This is a genomic window from Brevundimonas viscosa (assembly GCF_900116065.1).
Taxonomy (GTDB): domain Bacteria; phylum Pseudomonadota; class Alphaproteobacteria; order Caulobacterales; family Caulobacteraceae; genus Brevundimonas; species Brevundimonas viscosa.
Window position 1 is genome coordinate 454,452 of the sequence record NZ_FOZV01000001.1, and the last position, 16,888, is coordinate 471,339.

18 protein-coding genes are annotated in these 16,888 nt (G+C 71.6%); 6 read left to right on the plus strand and 12 right to left on the minus strand.

Annotation, left to right across the window (positions count from 1 at the left end; genetic code table 11):
- The first annotated feature begins 29 nt into the window (after window positions 1–29).
- Complete coding sequence (locus tag BM333_RS02195; protein ID WP_092306823.1) at window positions 30–878, plus strand: hypothetical protein; 849 nt, start codon at window positions 30–32, stop codon at window positions 876–878.
- A gap of 4 nt (window positions 879–882) precedes the next feature.
- On the opposite strand, the gene BM333_RS02200 is transcribed toward BM333_RS02195, so the two are convergent.
- Window positions 883–1,569 carry a response regulator transcription factor gene (locus BM333_RS02200; RefSeq protein ID WP_092306825.1) on the minus strand — a complete coding sequence of 229 codons (687 nt, stop codon included), beginning with the start codon at window positions 1,567–1,569 and terminating at the stop codon, window positions 883–885.
- Between the two features lie 62 nt (window positions 1,570–1,631).
- Window positions 1,632–2,351, minus strand: coding sequence for a YggS family pyridoxal phosphate-dependent enzyme (locus BM333_RS02205; RefSeq protein WP_092306827.1), 720 nt, complete (start codon window positions 2,349–2,351; stop codon window positions 1,632–1,634).
- Between BM333_RS02205 and BM333_RS02210 the strand changes: the two genes are divergently transcribed.
- Window positions 2,350–3,000, plus strand: a complete 651-nt coding sequence (locus BM333_RS02210; protein ID WP_218151401.1) for a thiamine phosphate synthase — start codon at window positions 2,350–2,352, stop codon at window positions 2,998–3,000. The two genes, BM333_RS02205 and BM333_RS02210, sit on opposite strands and share 2 nt — an antisense overlap.
- A gap of 4 nt (window positions 3,001–3,004) precedes the next feature.
- Here BM333_RS02210 and BM333_RS02215 read toward each other — a convergent pair whose 3' ends face one another.
- Window positions 3,005–3,397 carry an NtrZ family periplasmic regulatory protein gene (locus BM333_RS02215; RefSeq protein ID WP_092306829.1) on the minus strand — a complete coding sequence of 131 codons (393 nt, stop codon included), beginning with the start codon at window positions 3,395–3,397 and terminating at the stop codon, window positions 3,005–3,007.
- Between the two features lie 334 nt (window positions 3,398–3,731).
- Between BM333_RS02215 and BM333_RS02220 the strand changes: the two genes are divergently transcribed.
- The 4 genes from BM333_RS02220 to holA all read left to right on the plus strand — a co-directional run bounded on the left by BM333_RS02220 (window position 3,732) and on the right by holA (window position 8,330).
- Window positions 3,732–4,172, plus strand: coding sequence for a DUF3576 domain-containing protein (locus BM333_RS02220; protein ID WP_092306831.1), 441 nt, complete (start codon window positions 3,732–3,734; stop codon window positions 4,170–4,172).
- A 65-nt stretch (window positions 4,173–4,237) separates the two neighbouring features.
- Entirely contained in the window at window positions 4,238–6,805 is a 2,568-nt protein-coding gene (gene leuS / locus BM333_RS02225; RefSeq protein WP_092306833.1) for a leucine--tRNA ligase, read from the plus strand.
- Window positions 6,805–7,281, plus strand: a complete 477-nt coding sequence (lptE, locus tag BM333_RS02230) for an LPS assembly lipoprotein LptE (RefSeq protein ID WP_092306835.1) — start codon at window positions 6,805–6,807, stop codon at window positions 7,279–7,281. Before leuS ends, lptE begins: the two co-directional genes overlap by 1 nt.
- A complete protein-coding gene (gene holA, locus BM333_RS02235) occupies window positions 7,278–8,330 on the plus strand; it encodes a DNA polymerase III subunit delta (protein ID WP_092306837.1) in 1,053 nt (350 codons plus the stop codon). Before lptE ends, holA begins: the two co-directional genes overlap by 4 nt.
- Here the strand turns inward: holA and BM333_RS02240 are convergent.
- The 9 genes from BM333_RS02240 to rho all read right to left on the minus strand — a co-directional run bounded on the left by BM333_RS02240 (window position 8,327) and on the right by rho (window position 16,682).
- On the minus strand, window positions 8,327–8,512 hold the full coding sequence (locus tag BM333_RS02240; RefSeq protein WP_092306839.1) for a hypothetical protein: 186 nt from the start codon (window positions 8,510–8,512) through the stop codon (window positions 8,327–8,329). The two genes, holA and BM333_RS02240, sit on opposite strands and share 4 nt — an antisense overlap.
- Complete coding sequence (locus tag BM333_RS02245) at window positions 8,509–9,129, minus strand: class I SAM-dependent DNA methyltransferase (RefSeq protein ID WP_092306841.1); 621 nt, start codon at window positions 9,127–9,129, stop codon at window positions 8,509–8,511. Before BM333_RS02245 ends, BM333_RS02240 begins: the two co-directional genes overlap by 4 nt.
- Before the next feature lies 1 nt (window position 9,130).
- The gene (locus BM333_RS02250; RefSeq protein WP_092306843.1) at window positions 9,131–10,021 is read right to left on the minus strand and encodes a ParB/RepB/Spo0J family partition protein; all 891 of its coding nucleotides are present in this window, start codon (window positions 10,019–10,021) and stop codon (window positions 9,131–9,133) included.
- A gap of 27 nt (window positions 10,022–10,048) precedes the next feature.
- Complete coding sequence (locus BM333_RS02255; RefSeq protein WP_092306845.1) at window positions 10,049–10,864, minus strand: ParA family protein; 816 nt, start codon at window positions 10,862–10,864, stop codon at window positions 10,049–10,051.
- The gene (gene rsmG / locus BM333_RS02260) at window positions 10,848–11,468 is read right to left on the minus strand and encodes a 16S rRNA (guanine(527)-N(7))-methyltransferase RsmG (RefSeq protein ID WP_092306847.1); all 621 of its coding nucleotides are present in this window, start codon (window positions 11,466–11,468) and stop codon (window positions 10,848–10,850) included. Before rsmG ends, BM333_RS02255 begins: the two co-directional genes overlap by 17 nt.
- 151 nt (window positions 11,469–11,619) lie before the next feature.
- A complete protein-coding gene (mnmG, locus tag BM333_RS02265) occupies window positions 11,620–13,476 on the minus strand; it encodes a tRNA uridine-5-carboxymethylaminomethyl(34) synthesis enzyme MnmG (RefSeq protein WP_245777112.1) in 1,857 nt (618 codons plus the stop codon).
- A 73-nt stretch (window positions 13,477–13,549) separates the two neighbouring features.
- Complete coding sequence (gene mnmE, locus BM333_RS02270; protein ID WP_092306850.1) at window positions 13,550–14,857, minus strand: tRNA uridine-5-carboxymethylaminomethyl(34) synthesis GTPase MnmE; 1,308 nt, start codon at window positions 14,855–14,857, stop codon at window positions 13,550–13,552.
- A 148-nt stretch (window positions 14,858–15,005) separates the two neighbouring features.
- Entirely contained in the window at window positions 15,006–15,230 is a 225-nt protein-coding gene (locus tag BM333_RS02275; RefSeq protein ID WP_092306852.1) for a DUF6489 family protein, read from the minus strand.
- 39 nt (window positions 15,231–15,269) lie between these two features.
- A complete protein-coding gene (gene rho / locus BM333_RS02280; RefSeq protein ID WP_092306854.1) occupies window positions 15,270–16,682 on the minus strand; it encodes a transcription termination factor Rho in 1,413 nt (470 codons plus the stop codon).
- Window positions 16,683–16,888 lie beyond the last annotated feature (206 nt).

Below are 16,888 nucleotides of genomic sequence, written 5' to 3' on the forward strand. Positions count from 1 at the left end.
TCCAGCGGATCGCGTGCTAGGATGGTTCCATGCTCATGCCGGCTCTCTCCCGCCTCCGGCCGTTCGCCGCCCTCGCGGCCACGGGTCTCGCCCTCGCCGCCTGCGACCGCGAGGAGACGCCGCCGCCGGCCAGTCCGGCGGAACCGGCCGCCGCCCCGCCCGCCGCCGCGCCGGCCCCGGTGCTGACGCCCGCCCTCGACCGGGAGGGCCTGCTCGAGGCGCTGGCGCAGGCCGCCTCGGCCTATGCCGCCGGCGCGGCCGCAGAGGGACAGGACGCGCTCGTCGGGCGCCAGTTCTCGATCCGCAGCGCCTTCGGCTGCGCCGGGCCCGATCCGCGACCGGCCGAAGCGGCCGAAGCGACCGGCGACGGCCTCGCCCGCTGGAGCCGGGACGAGACGCGCCAGACCATCCGGCTGACCCTCAACCCCGGCGACTGGTCCGACTCGGCCCTCGTCGCCGGCGCGACCGATGGGCGGTGGGAGGCGGTGGAGGGCTTCTGGATTCCCCGGCCGTGGATGACCGGCGACGGGTGCCCCGGCATACGTCCCGATCCCCTCGCCGGCCCGGCGACGCCGTCGCCGCAGACCGCCGGTCTGGCGGCCGTGTTCGAGTCGGGCGGTTCGCGCCTCGGGCGCCGCAACGGCCGGGCCTACAGCTACACGGTGCGTGGCGAGGGCGACGCGCCGCCGGCGCGGCCCGCCGATGGATGGCGGGTGCTGATGGAGGGGCGCTTCGTCGCCTTCCCCGACGGCCGGGCCATTCGCTGCCGGGCCGCCGGGCCCGACCAGCGTCCGGTCTGCGTCGCCGCCGTGCAGATGGACCGGGTCGCCTTCCTCACCGCCGACGGGGCGACGCTCGGCGAATGGCGAACCGGCTGACCGGCTACGGCTGCAGCCGGTAGCCGCCGGCGTCGGTCAGCAGCAGCCGCGCCTGCCCGGGCTCCGGCTCGATCTTCTGGCGCAGGCGATAGATGTGGGTCTCCAGCGTGTGCGTGGTGACCCCGGCGTTGTAGCCCCACACCTCGGTCAGCAACTCCTCGCGCGACACCGCCTTGGCGCCGGCGCGATAGAGATACTTGAGGATGTTGGTTTCCTTTTCGGTCAGCCGGACCTTCTTGCCCTTGTCGTCGACCAGCACCTTGGCCGCAGGGCGGAACTCGTAGGGCCCGACGCGGAAGACGGCGTCCTCCGACTGCTCGTGGCTGCGCAGGTGGGCGCGGATGCGGGCCAGCAGCACGGCGAAGCGGAAGGGCTTGGTGACGTAGTCGTTGGCCCCCGACTCGAGGCCCAGCACGGTGTCGGCGTCCGACGACTGCCCGGTCAGCATGATGATCGGCGTCGAGACGCCGTCCTTGCGCAGCAGCCGGCACGCCTCGCGTCCGTCCATGTCCGGCAGGTCGACGTCGAGCAGGATCAGGTCGGCCCGCGTCTCCCGCCCCAGCTTCACGCCCTCGGCGGCGGTCGCGGCCTGCACCGGCCGGAAGGCCTCGTGCAGGGCCAGCTGCTCGGCGAGGGCCTCGCGCAGGTCGTCGTCGTCGTCGATGATCAGGATCGTCTTGGGCGTGGGCATGTCTGCAAGAATGGCGAGGCTTGACCGGTTCGCCAAGGGCGCGGGGCCCGCAGCGAAGGTTTTCAGCCCCTGAAGGGCGCGGCGGGGGCATTTCGTTCCCCGAACAGCGCCGATCCCACCCGCACATGCGTCGCCCCGAAGCGGATGGCGGTCTCGTAGTCCCCGCTCATCCCCATCGACAGGACCTCCAGCCCGTGCCGCCGGGCCAGTTTGCGCAGCAGGGCGAAATGCGGCCCCGCCGCCTCATCGACCGGCGGAATGCACATCAGTCCCTCCAGCCGCAGCCCCAGTCCGCGCGCCTGCCCGACGAGGTCGGGCAGATCCTGCGGCAGGACGCCCGCCTTCTGCGGCTCGGCCCCGGTGTTCACCTGGATGAGCACCCGCGGGCTCCGGCCCATCTTCTCGGCCGCCGCCGCCAGCGCCTCGGCCAGCTTCGGCCGGTCCAGCGTCTCGATCACCTCGAAGAGGGCGACGGCGTCGGCCGCCTTGTTGGTCTGCAGGGGCCCGATCAGGCGCAGCTCCAGGTCGGGAAACGCCGCGCGCCGAACGGCCCAGCGCGTCTGCGCCTCCTGCACCCGGTTCTCGCCGAACACCCGCTGGCCCGCGGCCAGCGCCGCTTCGATGGCGGCGTCCGGCTGGGTCTTGCTGACCGCCGTCAGGACGACCCCGGCCGGATCGCGCCCGGCCATGCGGCAGGCCCGGCCGATGCGGCGCCGGACGGTCTCGAGGCGTTCGGCGACCGCGCTGGACGCCGCCTGCGGATCGGGGGAAGAGGTCGTCATGAGCCGGACCGACGCCGAAATCCTGTGGGAGGTCGCCTGCGGTCTAGCCCGGACCGCCGCCGAAGTCAGCCGCGCCCCGGCGCCCCGCCGGGGGCTTCCGCCGCTGCTGTTCTTCACCGACCCCGCGCGGACGCCGCGGCCGTGGGAGACCGCCGCCCGCCTCCCCGCAGGCGCGGGCCTGGTCTTCCGCCACTTCGGCGCGCCGGACGCGTCCGCGACCGCCCGTCGCCTCCGCGACGCCACGGCCGCGGCGGGCGTCCGGTTGCTGATCGGGCTCGACGCGGGACTGGCGGCCGAGGTCGGCGCCGACGGCGTCCACCTGCCGGAGCGCGCCCTTGGGCAGGCGCAGGGCCTGGCCGCCGCCCATCCCGGCTGGCTGGTCACGGGAGCGGTGCACGGCGCCGACGGCATCGCGCGCGGCGGGAACCTCCACGCCATGGTGCTCTCACCTGTCTTCGTGGCGGGCGGCGCCTCGGCCGCCAGACCGGCGCTGCGACCGGCAGGGTTCAGGGCGCTCGCGGTGTCTGCGGCGCGGCCGGTCTACGCCCTGGGGGGGATCACCGCGAGAAACGCGCCTGCCCTGATCGGTTGCGGCGCGTGCGGGCTGGCGGGGGTGGAGGCGATCCAGGCGGCGTTCGGGCCGTCCTGAAAGCTTAGAAGCGGAAGATCGATTCGAGCCGGAAGCGCGGCGCGGCGCGGCGGTCGCTCTGCGGAGCGCGGGCAGGATCGGCGTCCGGCTCGGCCAGGCCGGCGGCGGCGCCGACGCGCAGGCGCGGGTTGACCCGATAATAGGCCCCCGCCTCGACGTCGCCGAGGTTGCTCTCGCGGCCGACCGGCTGGCTCAGGTTGAGATCGAGACCCCAGCGGCCGCGCTCGGTGAAGCGCAGACGGGTCTGGCCGGCGGGCGCCCCACGGGCGCCCTGGGCCTCGGTCAGCGAGACGGCCGGCGCGTTGCTGCGCGCCGCGGTCTGGGCTTCGGCCGCACCGGCCGCCGCGGCCAAGGCCGTCGCCGCCGTCAGTCCAGCAATGAGGACGCCTGCGCGCATGTCCTGCCCTTCGCGTCGGACGGCGGGAGCCGTCACGAACCTCGTCCGGCAAGTAGACACCGCCGGTCAGCCCGGTCAACGAAACGGCGGCGCTGTTCCCCGGTTCCCCGCGACTCTTCGGACTCCTGTGGCGCGAGCGTCACGCGGTCCGACGGGGCCGCCGCCAATCGGGCGCCGTCGTGACGCAGCGGCGCCGCCACCACGCGCCTTCGCCTTGTCATCGCCCCTTTTCGGCGTGCTATAGAGCCTCGCTTCGGCTGCGACCCGCGTTCGGGCGAGCCGGCGTCCGCGCTGGAGGGTCCGGCGCAGGCCACGGTCGTATGGAGAAGTCTCTATGGTGCTGGTACGCGGCGCAGCGGTCGCCCTGATCGCCTCCGGTCTGATGCTGGGCGGATGCGGCGGCCTGCCCGGATTTGGCGGGGCGCGTCCTGCGGCGACGGCCCAGCAGGCCGGGATCGGCGTCAACGCCTTCCTGTGGCGCGCCACCCTCGACACCCTGAGCTTCATGCCCCTGGCCAGCGCCGACCCGTGGGGCGGAGTCGTCAACTACGACTGGTACACCGATCCGCGCACGCCCAACGAGCGCTTCAAGGCGACGGTGTTCATCCTCGACACGCGCCTGCGCGCCGACGCGCTGAACGTCACCGTGACCAAGGAAGTGCGTGACGAGACCGGCCAGTGGGTCGGCGCCCCGGTGGCGGCCCAGACCGAGACGGACCTCGAGAACGCCATCCTCACCAAGGCCCGCCAGCTCAACCTCTCGACGGCGCGCTGACGCCCCTCCCCTGATCTCCAGCCTCCTTAAGGCCGCGCCCTTGGGGAGCAGCCGCAAGGACCGCCGTGGCCCGTTACGAGCCCAAGACCGCCGAACCCCGCCAGCAGGCCCGCTGGGCCGCCGCCGACGCCTTCCGCACGCCGACGGAGGGGACGGGCCGCCCGAAATACTACGTGCTGGAGATGTTCCCCTACCCGTCGGGGAACATCCACATGGGCCACGCCCGCAACTACGTCATGGGCGACGTGGTGGCCCGCTCGAGGCGGGCCCAGGGCTTCGACGTCCTGCATCCCATGGGCTGGGACGCCTTCGGCCTGCCGGCCGAGAACGCCGCCATCGAGCGGGGAATCCATCCCGGCGACTGGACCTGGTCCAACATCGCCGCCATGCGCGACCAGCTGAAGCTGCTGGGCCTGTCTCTGGACTGGTCGCGCGAGTTCGCCACCTGCGACCCGGCCTACTATGGCAAGCAGCAGGCGTGGTTTCTCGAGCTGTTCCGGCGCGGCCTGGTCTACCGCAAGGACTCGGTGGTCAACTGGGACCCGGTCGACAACACGGTCCTGGCCAATGAGCAGGTCGTCGACGGCCGCGGCTGGCGCTCGGGCGCGGTGGTCGAGAAGCGCAAGCTGAACCAGTGGTTCCTGCGCATCACCGACTATGCCGACGAACTGATCGAGGGGCTGAAGGAGCTTGAAGGCCGCTGGCCCGACAAGGTCCGGCTGATGCAGGAAAACTGGATCGGCCGGTCGAAGGGGCTGCAGATGACCTGGGCCTGGGCCGGCGCGACGCCGGCCGCGGCTCCTGACGGGCTGGAGATCTACACCACCCGCCCGGACACCCTGTTCGGCGCCAGCTTCATGGGCCTGGCGCCCGACCATCCGGTCTCGAAGGCGCTGGCCGAAGCCAGCCCCGAGGTGGCCGCCTTCGTCGCCGAGTGCCGCAAGGGCGGGGCCAGCCAGGCCGACATCGAACAGGCCGAGAAGATCGGTTTCGACACCGGCCTCAAGGTCCGCCACCCCTTCACCGGGGCCGAGGTTCCGGTATGGATCGCCAACTTCATCCTGTCGGAGTATGGCACGGGCGCGATCTTCGGCTGCCCGGCGCACGACCAGCGCGACTTCGAGTTCGCCTCGAAGTACGGCCTGCCGATCCTGCCGGTTGTCAAACCGGAGGGGGCCGGCGACGACTTCGCCGTGCAGGACGAGGCCTACACGGGTCCCGGGAGCATCTTCCGGTCGGACTTCCTCGACGGACTGGATATCGAGGCGGCCAAGGCCGAGGCGATCCGGCGCATCGAGGCGGCCGGCCAAGGCAGGGGCGCGACCATCTATCGCCTGCGCGACTGGGGCGTCAGCCGCCAGCGCTACTGGGGCTGCCCGATCCCGATCATCCACTGCCCTGCCTGCGGCGCGGTCCCGGCCGACCAATTGCCGGTAGAGTTGCCCAAGGATGTGACCTTCGACGTTCCCGGCAATCCGCTGGACCGGCACCCGACGTGGAAGCACGTCAAATGCCCCTCGTGTCACGGTGATGCGACACGCGAGACGGACACGCTCGACACCTTCGTCGACTCCAGTTGGTACTTCGCCCGCTTCGCCGACCCGACCGCCGCCGAGCCGATCTCGCAGGCGGCCGCCGACAAGTGGCTGCCGGTCGATCAGTACATCGGCGGGGTCGAGCACGCGGTGCTGCACCTGCTCTACGCCCGCTTCGTCAGCCGCGCCCTGTCGGACGCCGGTCTGATGAGCGTGAAAGAGCCGTTCGCCGGTCTCTTCACCCAGGGCATGGTGGTGCACGAGACCTACTTCGACGGGACCGACGAGGTCGGCCGTCCGAACTGGGTCGAGCCCGCCGACGTGCGCATCGAAACCATCGACGGCCGGCGGGTCGCCACCCGCCTGTCGACCGGCGCCCCGTTGTCGATCGGCGACGTCGAGAAGATGTCGAAGTCGAAGAAGAACGTGGTCGCGCCGCAGGAGATCGTCGATGCCTATGGCGTCGACGCCGGACGCCTGTTCGTCCTCTCCGACAGCCCGCCCGAGCGCGACGTGCAATGGACCACCGGCGGGGTCGAGGGCGCCTCGCGCTTCGTGCAGCGCGTCTGGGCGGAGGTGGACGGTTTCGATCCGTCGGTCCCCGGCGACGACCAGGCCAACGCGTCCCTGGTCCGGGAGACCCACAAGGCCGTCAAGGCGGTGTCGGAGGGCATCGACGGCTTCCGCTTCAACTCGGCCATCGCCAAGCTCTACGCCTTCCTCGCCACCATCCGGGAGCACGCCGCCGCCGGCGGCGCGGCGAAGCGCGAGGCGCTTTCGGCCCTGCTCCGGCTGATCGCTCCCTTCACCCCGCACGTGGCCGAGGAAGGCTGGACGCGTCTGGGCGAAGGGGGGATGATCCTCGACGCGCCGTGGCCGGCGTATGATCCCGCGCTGGCGGCGGACGACGAGGTGGTGCTGCCGATCCAGATCAACGGCAAGCGCCGCGGCGAAATCCGCGTCGCCCGCGGCCTGGAGCCGGCCGAGGTCGAGGCGATCGTGCTGGCGGATCCCGAGGTCCGGGGCCGTCTGGAGGGGCTGACGGTGAGGAAGGTGGTCGTGGTCAAGGATCGCATCGTCAACCTGGTGGCCAACTGATGCGCCGCCTCGTTCTCGCGGCTGTCTCACTGGCGGGACTTGCCGGCTGCGGCTTCACCCCTCTTTATGGCGACGCCGGCGTCGGCGGCTCCCTGTCGCGCATCGCCGTGACCACCCAGGACGACCGGCTCGGCTATCGCGTGCGCGAGCAGCTCGAGGACGCCCTGGGGCGCGACGGATCGCAGGCTCCGCTGTGGCGGCTGGAGACGGTCATCGATCAGCAACGTCGGCCGCTCGGCCGACGCATCGACGACACCGCCGCCCGGTACGAGCTGACGGTGCGCGGCGCCTGGACGCTGACGCCGCTCACAGGCGGCGAACCGGTCTCGGGGGTCGAGACGGTGACCACCACCTACGCCGCCGCCGACCAGCCCTACGCCGCCATCGCCGCCCAGCAGGACGGCGAGGAGCGCGCCGCCGCCGAACTGGCCCGGCTGATCCGCCTCGACCTGATGCGGGCCCTGTCCGCCCCGTGATCCTGTCGAAGCGGCCCGAGGTCGAACGCTTCCTGAAGTCTCCGGACCGCGCCGTCCGCGCCGCCGTCATCCACGGCAAGGACCGCTCCGGCGTGACCGAGCGCGCCGAGATCCTGTGCCGCGCGATCACCCCCGATCTCAACGACCCCTTCAACGTCACCGTCCTGACCGACAGCGACCTCGACGGCGACGAGCGCCGGCTGGACGAGGCGCTGACGGCCCTCTCGATGATCGGCGGGCGCCGGCTGGTGCGGGTGCGCCTCTCGGCCGAGAAAGCCTCGATCGACAGGATGCTGGCGGCGGCGCTCAAGACCCACGCGGCCGGCGAGTACAACCCGGACGCCATGCTGGTCATCGAGGCCGGGGCGCTCGGCCGCGACTCCGCCCTGCGCAAGGCGGCGGAGGCCGACAAGGCGGCGGTCGGCATCGCCTGCTACGAGGACGAGATCGGCGACGTCGCACGCATGACCCGCGAGGCCCTGGCCGCCGACAAGGTCGGGCTGACCCAGGACGCGCTGGACCGCTTCGTCGCCCGCCTGCCCCGCGAGCGCGGACTGATGCGACAGGAGATCGAGCGGCTGGCGCTGTACATCGGTCCCGGCAGCGGCCGGACTATCGACGTGCCCGAGCTGGAGCAGCATCTCGGCGTCGAACCCGACGCCTCGCTCCAGGACGCGGCCCTGCAGGCCTTCGGCGGCCGGCCCGGCCCGGCGCAGGCCGGCCTGAGACGCGCCCTGGCCGAGGGCGAGAGCCCGGTCATGGCCGTGCGTCAGACCTCGATCCACCTCGGCAAACTCCGGCGCATCAACGTGCTGCAGGCCAATGGCGCCGGGGCCAAGGAGGCCGCCAAGGCGGCGGGCGTATTCTGGAAGCAGGAGGCCGAGATGCTGCGGCAGGCGCGCAGCTGGCGGCTCGAGGACCTCGACAGGGTGCTGGACAGCGTCAACGCCGCCGACGTGGCGACCAAGACCACGGGCTCGCCGGACCAGCTGATCGCCGAACGCCTGCTGCTCGAGATCGCCGCCCGGGCCCGCCGGCTGGGGCTCTAGCCGCGCTTGGAGGCGCGCCGGAAGGCCGGCTTGTTCAGCGCCGCGTTCTGGTGCGCCACGCCCTTCTCGGCGTGCCGGGCGGGCTTGAATCCACCGGAAGACGCAGCCGGCCCCCCCGCGCGCTTGGCGGCGAGCGCCTTCTTCATCGCTTCTGCGGTCGGGTTCTCGGGTCTGTCGGTCATCCCGGCACCTTGCCACCGCGCCGCCGCGCAAGCCAGACCGTCGCCCCGCCGCACCCGGGATCGCCCGAAACGTGGCGCAGCAGGTCGAAGCCGGCGGTCTCGAGCCCCGCCCGGTAGTCCGCCAGCGACAGGCTGCCGTGGTACAGCGCCTCGCCGCGCCAGTCCCCGATCGTCTCGCCCCGTTCGGAGCCGCTGGTGAACAACAGCGCGCCGCCGGGCCGCACGCAGCGGGCGAATAGCCCGAACATGGCCGGCTGGTCCGCGGGCGCGAGATGGATCAGGCTGTGCCAGGCGACCACGCCGTCGAACGGCCTCTCCGGTTCGAGCCCGCGCATGTCCCCGATCCGCCAGTCGTGGTCCGGAAAGCGCCGGCGGCACAGGTCGATCAGACCCGGCGAGGCGTCGACGCCGGTGACCCTCCGCCCCTGTTCGATCAGGTGGCGGGCGATCGGTTCGCCCGAGCCGCAGCCGAGATCCAGCACCGTTCCCGCCTCCGGGACCCAGGCCAGAAAGGCGTCCAGCCAAGGCCGCTCGAAGAGCGTTCTGGTCCGGTCGGCGTCGAACTCGCGGGCCCGCCGGCTGTAGAGGTCGACGACCCCTTCCGCCGGCGACGTCACCTCAGCCTCGCATCAGCCGGCGGCACAGGTCGTCGAGCTGCTCCAGCGTGCCGTAGCGGATGGTCAGTTCGCCCTTGCCGCCGCGATCGGCCAGCTGGACCTTCAGGCCCAGGGCGTCCGCCAGGTCCTGCTCCAGCGCCGCCACATCGGCCGATCCTTCCGTACCGGCGCCGGCCGCCGTCTTGCGCTTCGCCGGCTTCGGCCCTTCCGCCGCCCGCCGCGCCAGGGCCTCGGCCTGGCGGACGTTGAGGCCCTCGTCGACGATCTGCTTGGCCAGCTCCGCCGCCCCCGGGACGTTGACCAGGGCGCGGGCGTGGCCGGCGCTCAGATGGCCATGACGCACATACCAGAGCACCTCTTCCGGCAGCTGCAGCAGGCGCAGGGTGTTGGCCACGTGGCTGCGGCTCTTGCCGACGATTCCGGCCACCGCGTCCTGGGTGCGGCCGAATCGCTCCATCAGCATCCGGTAGGCGTCGGCCTCTTCCAGCGGCGTCAGGTCGGCGCGCTGGACGTTCTCGATGATGGCGACCTCGAACACCTCGACGTCGTCCATCTCGCGGACGACGATCGGCACCTCCGTCAGCCGCGCCTGCTGGGCGGCGCGCCAGCGGCGTTCGCCGGCGATGATCTGCCAGACCCCGTCCTGCCCCGGCTGGGGACGCACCAGGATGGGCTGCAGCACCCCCTTGTCGCGGATCGAGGCGGCCAGCTCCTCCAGATCTCCCGGGGCGAAATGCTTGCGCGGCTGGTCGGGGTTCGGCTTCAGGCTCTCGATCGGAACGGCGCGCACCCCCGCCGGCGGCGCGGAGCCGTCGACCGCCACCGCCTCGCCCGCCTGCTCTCCGAGAAGGGCCGAGAGGCCCCGGCCCAGTCCGCGCTGTCGTTCGCTCAAGATACTGATTCCGTTCTTCTAATCGTTTCAGGCGGCGAGCTGTTCGCGGCGTTTCCGTTCCCGCGCCACCACCTCGCGGGCCAATCGCAGATAGGCCTGGCTGCCGGCGCATTTGAGGTCGTAGATCAGCGCCGGCTTGCCGAACGACGGCGCCTCCGACACTCGCACGTTCCGCGGGATGACCGAGTCATAGACCTTCTCGCCGAAGTGGGCGCGCACGTCGTTGGCCACCTGGCCCGAGAGGGCGTTCCGGCGATCGTACATGGTCAGCACCAGCCCCTGGATCTCCAGCGCCGGGTTGAGGCTCTGGCGGACCATGTCGACGGTCTTCATCAGCTGGGTCAGGCCCTCCAGCGCGAAGAACTCGCACTGCAGCGGCACCAGCACCGCATCGGCGGCGGCCATGGCGTTGAGGGTCAGCAGGTTCAGCGACGGCGGGCAGTCGATCAGCACATAGTCGTACCGGGTCTGACCGTCCCGCCCCTGCGCCGCCAGGGCGTCGCGCAGGCGGAACGAGCGTCGGTCGGCCTGGCTGAGCTCGATCTCGACCCCCGACATGTCGGCGTCGGCGGGAATGATCCAGAGGCCGGGCACCGCCGTCTGCACCGCGGCGTCGTCGACGGACCGCCCGTCCACGACGACGTCGTAGATGGTCACCCGCCGTGTTTCACGTGGAACACCGAGCCCCGTCGAGGCATTGCCCTGCGGGTCCATGTCGACGATCAGGACCTTCTCCCCGATCGCCGCCAGGGCGGTGCCGAGGTTGATCGCCGTCGTCGTTTTTCCCACCCCGCCCTTCTGGTTGGAGACGGCGAGGACGCGGGTCTTACCGGCTTCTGACACGGCGAAGGCTCCGGACGGATACGATGCGGCCGCGCGGATCGCTGCGCGAGACGGAGAGGTCGCAGTCAAATTGCCAGACGCGGCGCGCCTCCGCCACCTCCAGCTCGGCCTTTTCCCCCTTCAGGAACAGGCCGCGCGCGCCGCGTTGTAGATAAGGCTGTGCATAGCCGAGCAGTTTGTCCATCGCCGCTACCGCGCGGGCGGTGACCACGTCGACCTTCAGCGCCTGCGCCTCGGCCCGGCCGTTGATAACCGTGGCCGGCAGCCGGAGTTCGTCGACCACCTGCTCGAGGAAGCGGCAGCGCTTGCCCAGCGAATCGATCAACCAGACATGGGCGCCCGGCGTCTCCTTGAGCAGGATCGCCAGCACCACGCCGGGAAACCCGGCCCCCGCGCCCAGGTCGGCCCACGTCCGGGCCGCCGGCTCCAGGGCCAGCAGCTGGGCCGAGTCCCAGTAGTGCCGGTTCCAGATGTCCGGCAGGGTGTCGGGGCCGACGAGGTTCATCACCGCATTCGCCTCCGCCAGGCGGAGGGCGAAGACCTCAAGATCGGCCATGCAGGCGTCAGAGGCGCCGGTGAGGGTCTGGAGTTCGGACGGAGTCATGGTCGTATCTCCTCCCCATCAAAGACGGGGAGGGGGACCACCCGCAGGGTGGTGGAGGGGTCGCCAAGGAGAGGCACGCCGCCGCGGCGCCCCTCCACCGCTTCGCGGTCCCCCTCCCCGCCCTGCGGGGAGGAGACAGATCGGAGGCTCCTCACGCCGCGACCTTCGCCTTCTTCACGTGCGACAGCAGCGCCGTCAGGGCGCCCGGCGTCATGCCCTCGATGCGGCCGGCCTGACCCAGCGTCCGCGGCTGCACCAGGGCCAGCTTCTCGCGCACCTCGTTGGAAAGGCCGCCGATGGCCGCATAGTCGAGGTCGACGGGCAAGGCCAACGCCTCCTCCCGCCGCAGGGCTTCGGCATCGGACGCCTGGCGGTCGAGGTAGCCGGCGTAGCCGGCGTCGATCTCGATCTGCTCGCGCACCTGCCGCGACCAGGCGGCGATCTCCGGGCGCACCCGCAAAAACGCTTCCAGCGTCACCCCGGGGAAGGACAGGAGGTCCCGGATCGACCGGCGTTGTCCGTCGGCGTTGACGCGGATGCCCAGCTCTCCCGCCTCCTTGGGCGTAAAGAGCGTTTCACGTGAAACAGCGTGGGCCCGCGCCAGCTCGGCGGCCTTGGCCGTCCAGGCCGCGGCCCGAACCGGGGCGACGACACCGGCGGCGACGCCGAGCGGCGTCAACCGTTGATCGGCGTTGTCGGCGCGCAGACTCAGCCGGTACTCCGCGCGGCTGGTGAACATCCGGTAGGGCTCGGTCACACCCTTGGTGACCAGATCGTCGATCATCACCCCGATGTAGGCCTGGTCCCGGCCGAGGATCAGGGCATCGGCGCCGGCCGCGGCCCGGGCGGCGTTGAGACCGGCGATCAGGCCCTGGGCCCCTGCCTCCTCGTAGCCCGTGGTACCGTTGATCTGGCCCGCGAGATAGAGGCCGGGCCGCTTCTTGACCTCCAGGGCCGGGCTCAGTTCGCGGGGGTCGACGTAGTCGTACTCGATGGCGTAGCCGAAGCGGAACACCTCCACCGCCTCCAGCCCGGGGATGGTGCGCAGGAAGGCGAGCTGGGTCGCGTCCGACACCGAGGTGGAGATCCCGTTCGGATAGACCGTCGGATCGTCCAGCCCCTCGGGCTCGAGGAAGATCTGGTGCGAGGTCTTGTCGGCGAAGCGCACCACCTTGTCCTCGATGGACGGGCAGTATCGCGGCCCCCGCCCCGACAGATGACCGCCGTAGACGGCGCTCTCCCCGAGGTTTTCGGCGATGATCCGGTGCGTCTCTTCGGTGGTATGGGTGACGCCGCAGGCGATCTGCGAGACCGCGATCCGTTCGGTGAGGAAACTGAACGGGACCGGCTCGGCGTCCGCCTCCTGCCGGTCCAGCCGCTCCCAGGCGATGGTCCGGCCGTCGAGCCGCGCGGGCGTGCCGGTCTTCAACCGGCCCATGCGCAGGCCGGCGCCGTAGAGGTCGGCGGCCAGGCCGGTGGACGGCGCCTCGCCGTGGCGACCGGCGGGAATCCGCTCGTCGCCCTTGTGGATCACCCCGTTGAGGAAGGTGCCCGTGGTCAGCACCACGGCGGCGGCGCGGAGCTCGGTCCCGTCGCCTGCGACCACGCCGACCACGCGCTCCCCCGCGTGGATCAGGCGCTCCGCCGTACCCGCCATCAGCATCAGATTGGGGGTGCTGGCCAGCTCCGCCTGCATCGCCTCGCGGTACAGACGCCGGTCGATCTGGCTGCGCGGTCCCTGCACCGCCGCGCCCTTGGAGCGGTTCAGCAGGCGGAACTGGATGCCCGAGACGTCCGCCAGCCGTCCCATGACGCCGTCGAGGGCGTCGATCTCGCGCACCAGGTGGCCCTTGCCCAGCCCGCCGATGGCCGGGTTGCAGGACATCTCCCCGATGGTTTCGAGCTTCTGGGTCAGCAACAGGGTCCGCGCGCCGGTGCGCGCCGACGCGGCCGCGGCCTCGCAGCCGGCGTGCCCGCCGCCGATGACGATGACGTCGAAGGATTGCATGGCCGGGGACATAGTCGATCAGCGGGGATTCCACCACCGGGAGCCGCACTGTTTCACGTGAAACGGCGCAGTCCTACTTGCCGATGCAGAAGCTGGCGAACACCTCGCCCAGGATATCCTCGACCCCGATCGACCCGGTCACCCGCGCCAGCGCGTCCGCCGCCCGCCGCAGGTCGTCGCCGGCCATCTCCGGCGCCACGTCCAGCGCGCGACGCCCTGCCTCTGCGCCGGCCAGCGCCTCCTCCAGCCGACGACGATGTCGCTCCCGCGTGACCGCCGGGAAGTCGGCGCCGGACAGATCCCGCGCCAGCCGGGCGGCGATCCAGTCGTGCAGGGCCGGCAGACCCTCCCCGGTCGTGGTGCTGACCGCGATCGCCTCCCGGTCGGGGGGCGGCGCCGCGCGGTCGAGGTCGGCCTTGGTGAGGACCAGAAGATCGCCCGGTCGGACATAGGCGGCGGCGACGCCTTCGGGGTCGCCCGGCGCCCGCACCCACAACCGCAGCTCGGCCTGTTCCGCCCGGGCGCGGGCGCGGCGCACGCCCTCCGCCTCGACCGGATCGTCGGAATCCCGGAGCCCGGCGGTGTCGGACAGGGTCACCGCATAACCGCCGATCACGAGGTCGGCGTCGAGCACGTCGCGGGTGGTGCCGGCGATCGGCGTGACGATGGCCGCCTCGCGCGCGACCAAGGCGTTGAACAGCGAGGACTTGCCGGCGTTGGTCTCGCCGATCAGCACGATGCGATAGCCCTCCCGGACCCGCTCCCCCCGCCGCGCGCCGGCCAGCGCCCCCCTCAGGTCGGCGATCAGCCCGTCCAGCACCGGCCCGGCGGTGCGGGCGAGATTGTCGGGCACCTCCTCGTCGGGGAAATCGATCTCCGCCTCGACCAGCGCCAGCGCCCGCAGCAGGTCGCGGCGGAAGCCGGCGTAGGTCTCGCTCAGCCGCCCGTCCAGCTGGCCGAGGGCCTGGGTCGCCTGGGCGGCGGTCTCGGCGTCGATCAGGTCGGCGACGGCTTCGGCCTGGGCCAGGTCCATGCGGCCGTTCTCGAAGGCCCGGCGGGTGAACTCGCCCGGATCGGCCGGGCGCAGGCCGAGCGCGATCAGCGCCTCGCTGGCCGCCTCCACCACGGCCCGGCCGCCATGCAGGTGCAATTCGGCGCTGTCTTCGCCGGTATAGGAGTTCGGTCCCGGGAAGCGGAGGACGAGGGCCTCGTCGACGCGACGCCCCGCGTGGGAGAGCGTGCGGAGGGCGGCGTGCCGGGGGCTGAGGTCGGGCGCGCCGAGGGCGGCCAGGGCCGCATCCACGCCCGGCCCGCTGACCCGAAGAATGGCGATGGCCCCGCGCCCCGGCGGGGTGGCGAGGGCGAAGATGGTGTCGGTCATGGCGAGACGTCTCCTCCCCATGAGCTGGGGACGGGGACCGCGAAGCGGTGGAGGGGTTCGATCCGGGTGCGGGGTGTGTGACGCACGCCCCTCCACCATCCTTCGGATGGTCCCCCTCCCCGCGACGCGGGGAGGAGACGCGCGGGGCTCACTTGACCGCCGCCTCCATCAGCTTGCGGAACTGCTCCTGGGCCTGGAGGCCGAAGCTGGTCCAGGTCTTCATCAGCTCCTCCGGCTGCATGGCCGCGACGTTCTCCGCCATGCGCTTCTGCATCTCGGCGACCATGGCCTCGTTCAGGGGCGTCACGTCCGGCAGGCCGAGGAAGGCCCGCGCCTCGGCCGGGGTGCAGTCGATCTCGACGTTGACCTTCATGACCCGTCTCCTGTTTCACGTGAAACGGCCGCAGCCGGATCAGGTGTTCATCGACTGGAAGAAGTCCGAATTGTTCTTCGACTGGCGCAGCTTGTCGAGCAGGAACTCGATGGCGTCCTGCGGCCCCATCGGATTGAGGATGCGGCGCAGGACATAGGTCTTGGCCAGCTGGTCCTTCGGGGTGATGAGGTCTTCCTTGCGGGTGCCCGACTTGAGCACGTCGATGGCCGGGAAGATGCGCTTGTCGGCGACCTTGCGGTCCAGAACGATCTCCGAGTTGCCGGTGCCCTTGAACTCCTCGAAGATCACCTCGTCCATGCGGCTGCCGGTGTCGATCAGGGCGGTGGCGATGATGGTCAGCGAACCGCCCTGCTCCACGTTGCGCGCGGCGCCGAAGAAGCGCTTGGGCCGCTGCAGGGCGTTGGCGTCGACGCCGCCGGTCAGCACCTTGCCCGAGGACGGCACGGTGGCGTTGTAGGCGCGGCCGAGGCGGGTGATCGAGTCGAGCAGGATGACCACGTCCTTCTTGTGCTCGACCAGACGCTTGGCCTTCTCGATGACCATCTCGGCGACGGCGACGTGGCGCGTCGCCGGCTCGTCGAAGGTCGAGGCGATGACCTCGCCCTTCACCGTGCGCTGCATGTCGGTGACCTCCTCGGGCCGCTCGTCGATGAGCAGGACGATGAGGAAGACCTCGGGATGGTTGCGTTCGATCGACTTGGCGATGTTCTGCAGCATCACGGTCTTGCCGACCCGCGGCGGGGCCACGATCAGGCAGCGCTGACCCTTGCCGAGCGGGGCGACGATGTCGATGACCCGGCCCGAGCGGTCCTTCAGGGTCGGATCCTGGATCTCCATGTGCAGCCGCTCTTCCGGATAGAGCGGCGTCAGGTTGTCGAACAGGACCTTGGTCTTGACCGTCTCGGGGTCTTCCAGGTTGATCGTGTCGACCTTGAGCAGGGCGAAGTAGCGCTCGCCCTCGCGCGGCGCGCGCACGGCGCCGTGGATGGTGTCGCCCGATCGCAGGCCGAAGCGCCGGATCTGCGACGGCGAGACGTAGATATCGTCCGGACCCGGAAGATAGTTGGCGTCCGGGCTGCGCAGGAAACCGAAGCCGTCCGGCAGGATCTCCAGCACGCCGTCGGCGATGATCTCCACCTCCTCCTCGGCCAGGGCCTTGAGGATGGCGAACAGCAGGTCCTGCTTGCGCAGGTTGGAGGCGTTCTCGACCTCCAGCTGCTCGGCGAAGGCGACCAGATCGGCCGGCGTCTTCTCGTTCAGCTCCGCCAGGGTGATGCGGCCGTTGGGGACGATCGGCTCGCCGTCGTCCTCCTCCTCGGCCTCCTGGTCGACCATCGGCAGGTCGGCGGCGGCGACTTCGGTCGCGTTCTGTTCGCCGTCGAGGGTCTCGGCCTCAGGGGCGGTCGGGTCGGTGTCGCGGACGTCGGTCATGGGCAGCTTCTTCAGGCGTGCGCGTCCGGGCGCTCGCCGGCGGGCGAGGTCGGGGCGGCTGGCGATGTGCGGCCTCGCGGCCGAAAGGAGAAACGACGGGCTCCCGCGGGGTCGATCCGGCAGGCGTCGCTGGAGAGAGGCACCGTCCGGCGCAGCCAGGAACGGTTCGGGAGCAGCGAAACCACGCCGCGGGGATCAGGTCAAGC

Excerpts from the sequence above, each read along its gene's own strand:
- BM333_RS02200 (WP_092306825.1), bottom strand. The coding sequence starts at position 1,569 with ATGCCCACGCCCAAGACGATCCTGATCATCGACGACGACGACGACCTG.
- BM333_RS02240 (WP_092306839.1), bottom strand. The coding sequence starts at position 8,512 with ATGACCGACAGACCCGAGAACCCGACCGCAGAAGCGATGAAGAAGGCG.
- mnmE (WP_092306850.1), bottom strand. The coding sequence starts at position 14,857 with ATGACCGACACCATCTTCGCCCTCGCCACCCCGCCGGGGCGCGGGGCC.
- lptE (WP_092306835.1), top strand. The coding sequence starts at position 6,805 with ATGCGCCGCCTCGTTCTCGCGGCTGTCTCACTGGCGGGACTTGCCGGC.
- BM333_RS02205 (WP_092306827.1), bottom strand. The coding sequence starts at position 2,351 with ATGACGACCTCTTCCCCCGATCCGCAGGCGGCGTCCAGCGCGGTCGCC.
- mnmG (WP_245777112.1), bottom strand. The coding sequence starts at position 13,476 with ATGCAATCCTTCGACGTCATCGTCATCGGCGGCGGGCACGCCGGCTGC.
- BM333_RS02275 (WP_092306852.1), bottom strand. The coding sequence starts at position 15,230 with ATGAAGGTCAACGTCGAGATCGACTGCACCCCGGCCGAGGCGCGGGCC.
- rho (WP_092306854.1), bottom strand. The coding sequence starts at position 16,682 with ATGACCGACGTCCGCGACACCGACCCGACCGCCCCTGAGGCCGAGACC.
- BM333_RS02210 (WP_218151401.1), top strand. The coding sequence starts at position 2,350 with ATGAGCCGGACCGACGCCGAAATCCTGTGGGAGGTCGCCTGCGGTCTA.
- rsmG (WP_092306847.1), bottom strand. The coding sequence starts at position 11,468 with ATGACTCCGTCCGAACTCCAGACCCTCACCGGCGCCTCTGACGCCTGC.
- BM333_RS02195 (WP_092306823.1), top strand. The coding sequence starts at position 30 with ATGCTCATGCCGGCTCTCTCCCGCCTCCGGCCGTTCGCCGCCCTCGCG.
- BM333_RS02215 (WP_092306829.1), bottom strand. The coding sequence starts at position 3,397 with ATGCGCGCAGGCGTCCTCATTGCTGGACTGACGGCGGCGACGGCCTTG.
- BM333_RS02220 (WP_092306831.1), top strand. The coding sequence starts at position 3,732 with ATGGTGCTGGTACGCGGCGCAGCGGTCGCCCTGATCGCCTCCGGTCTG.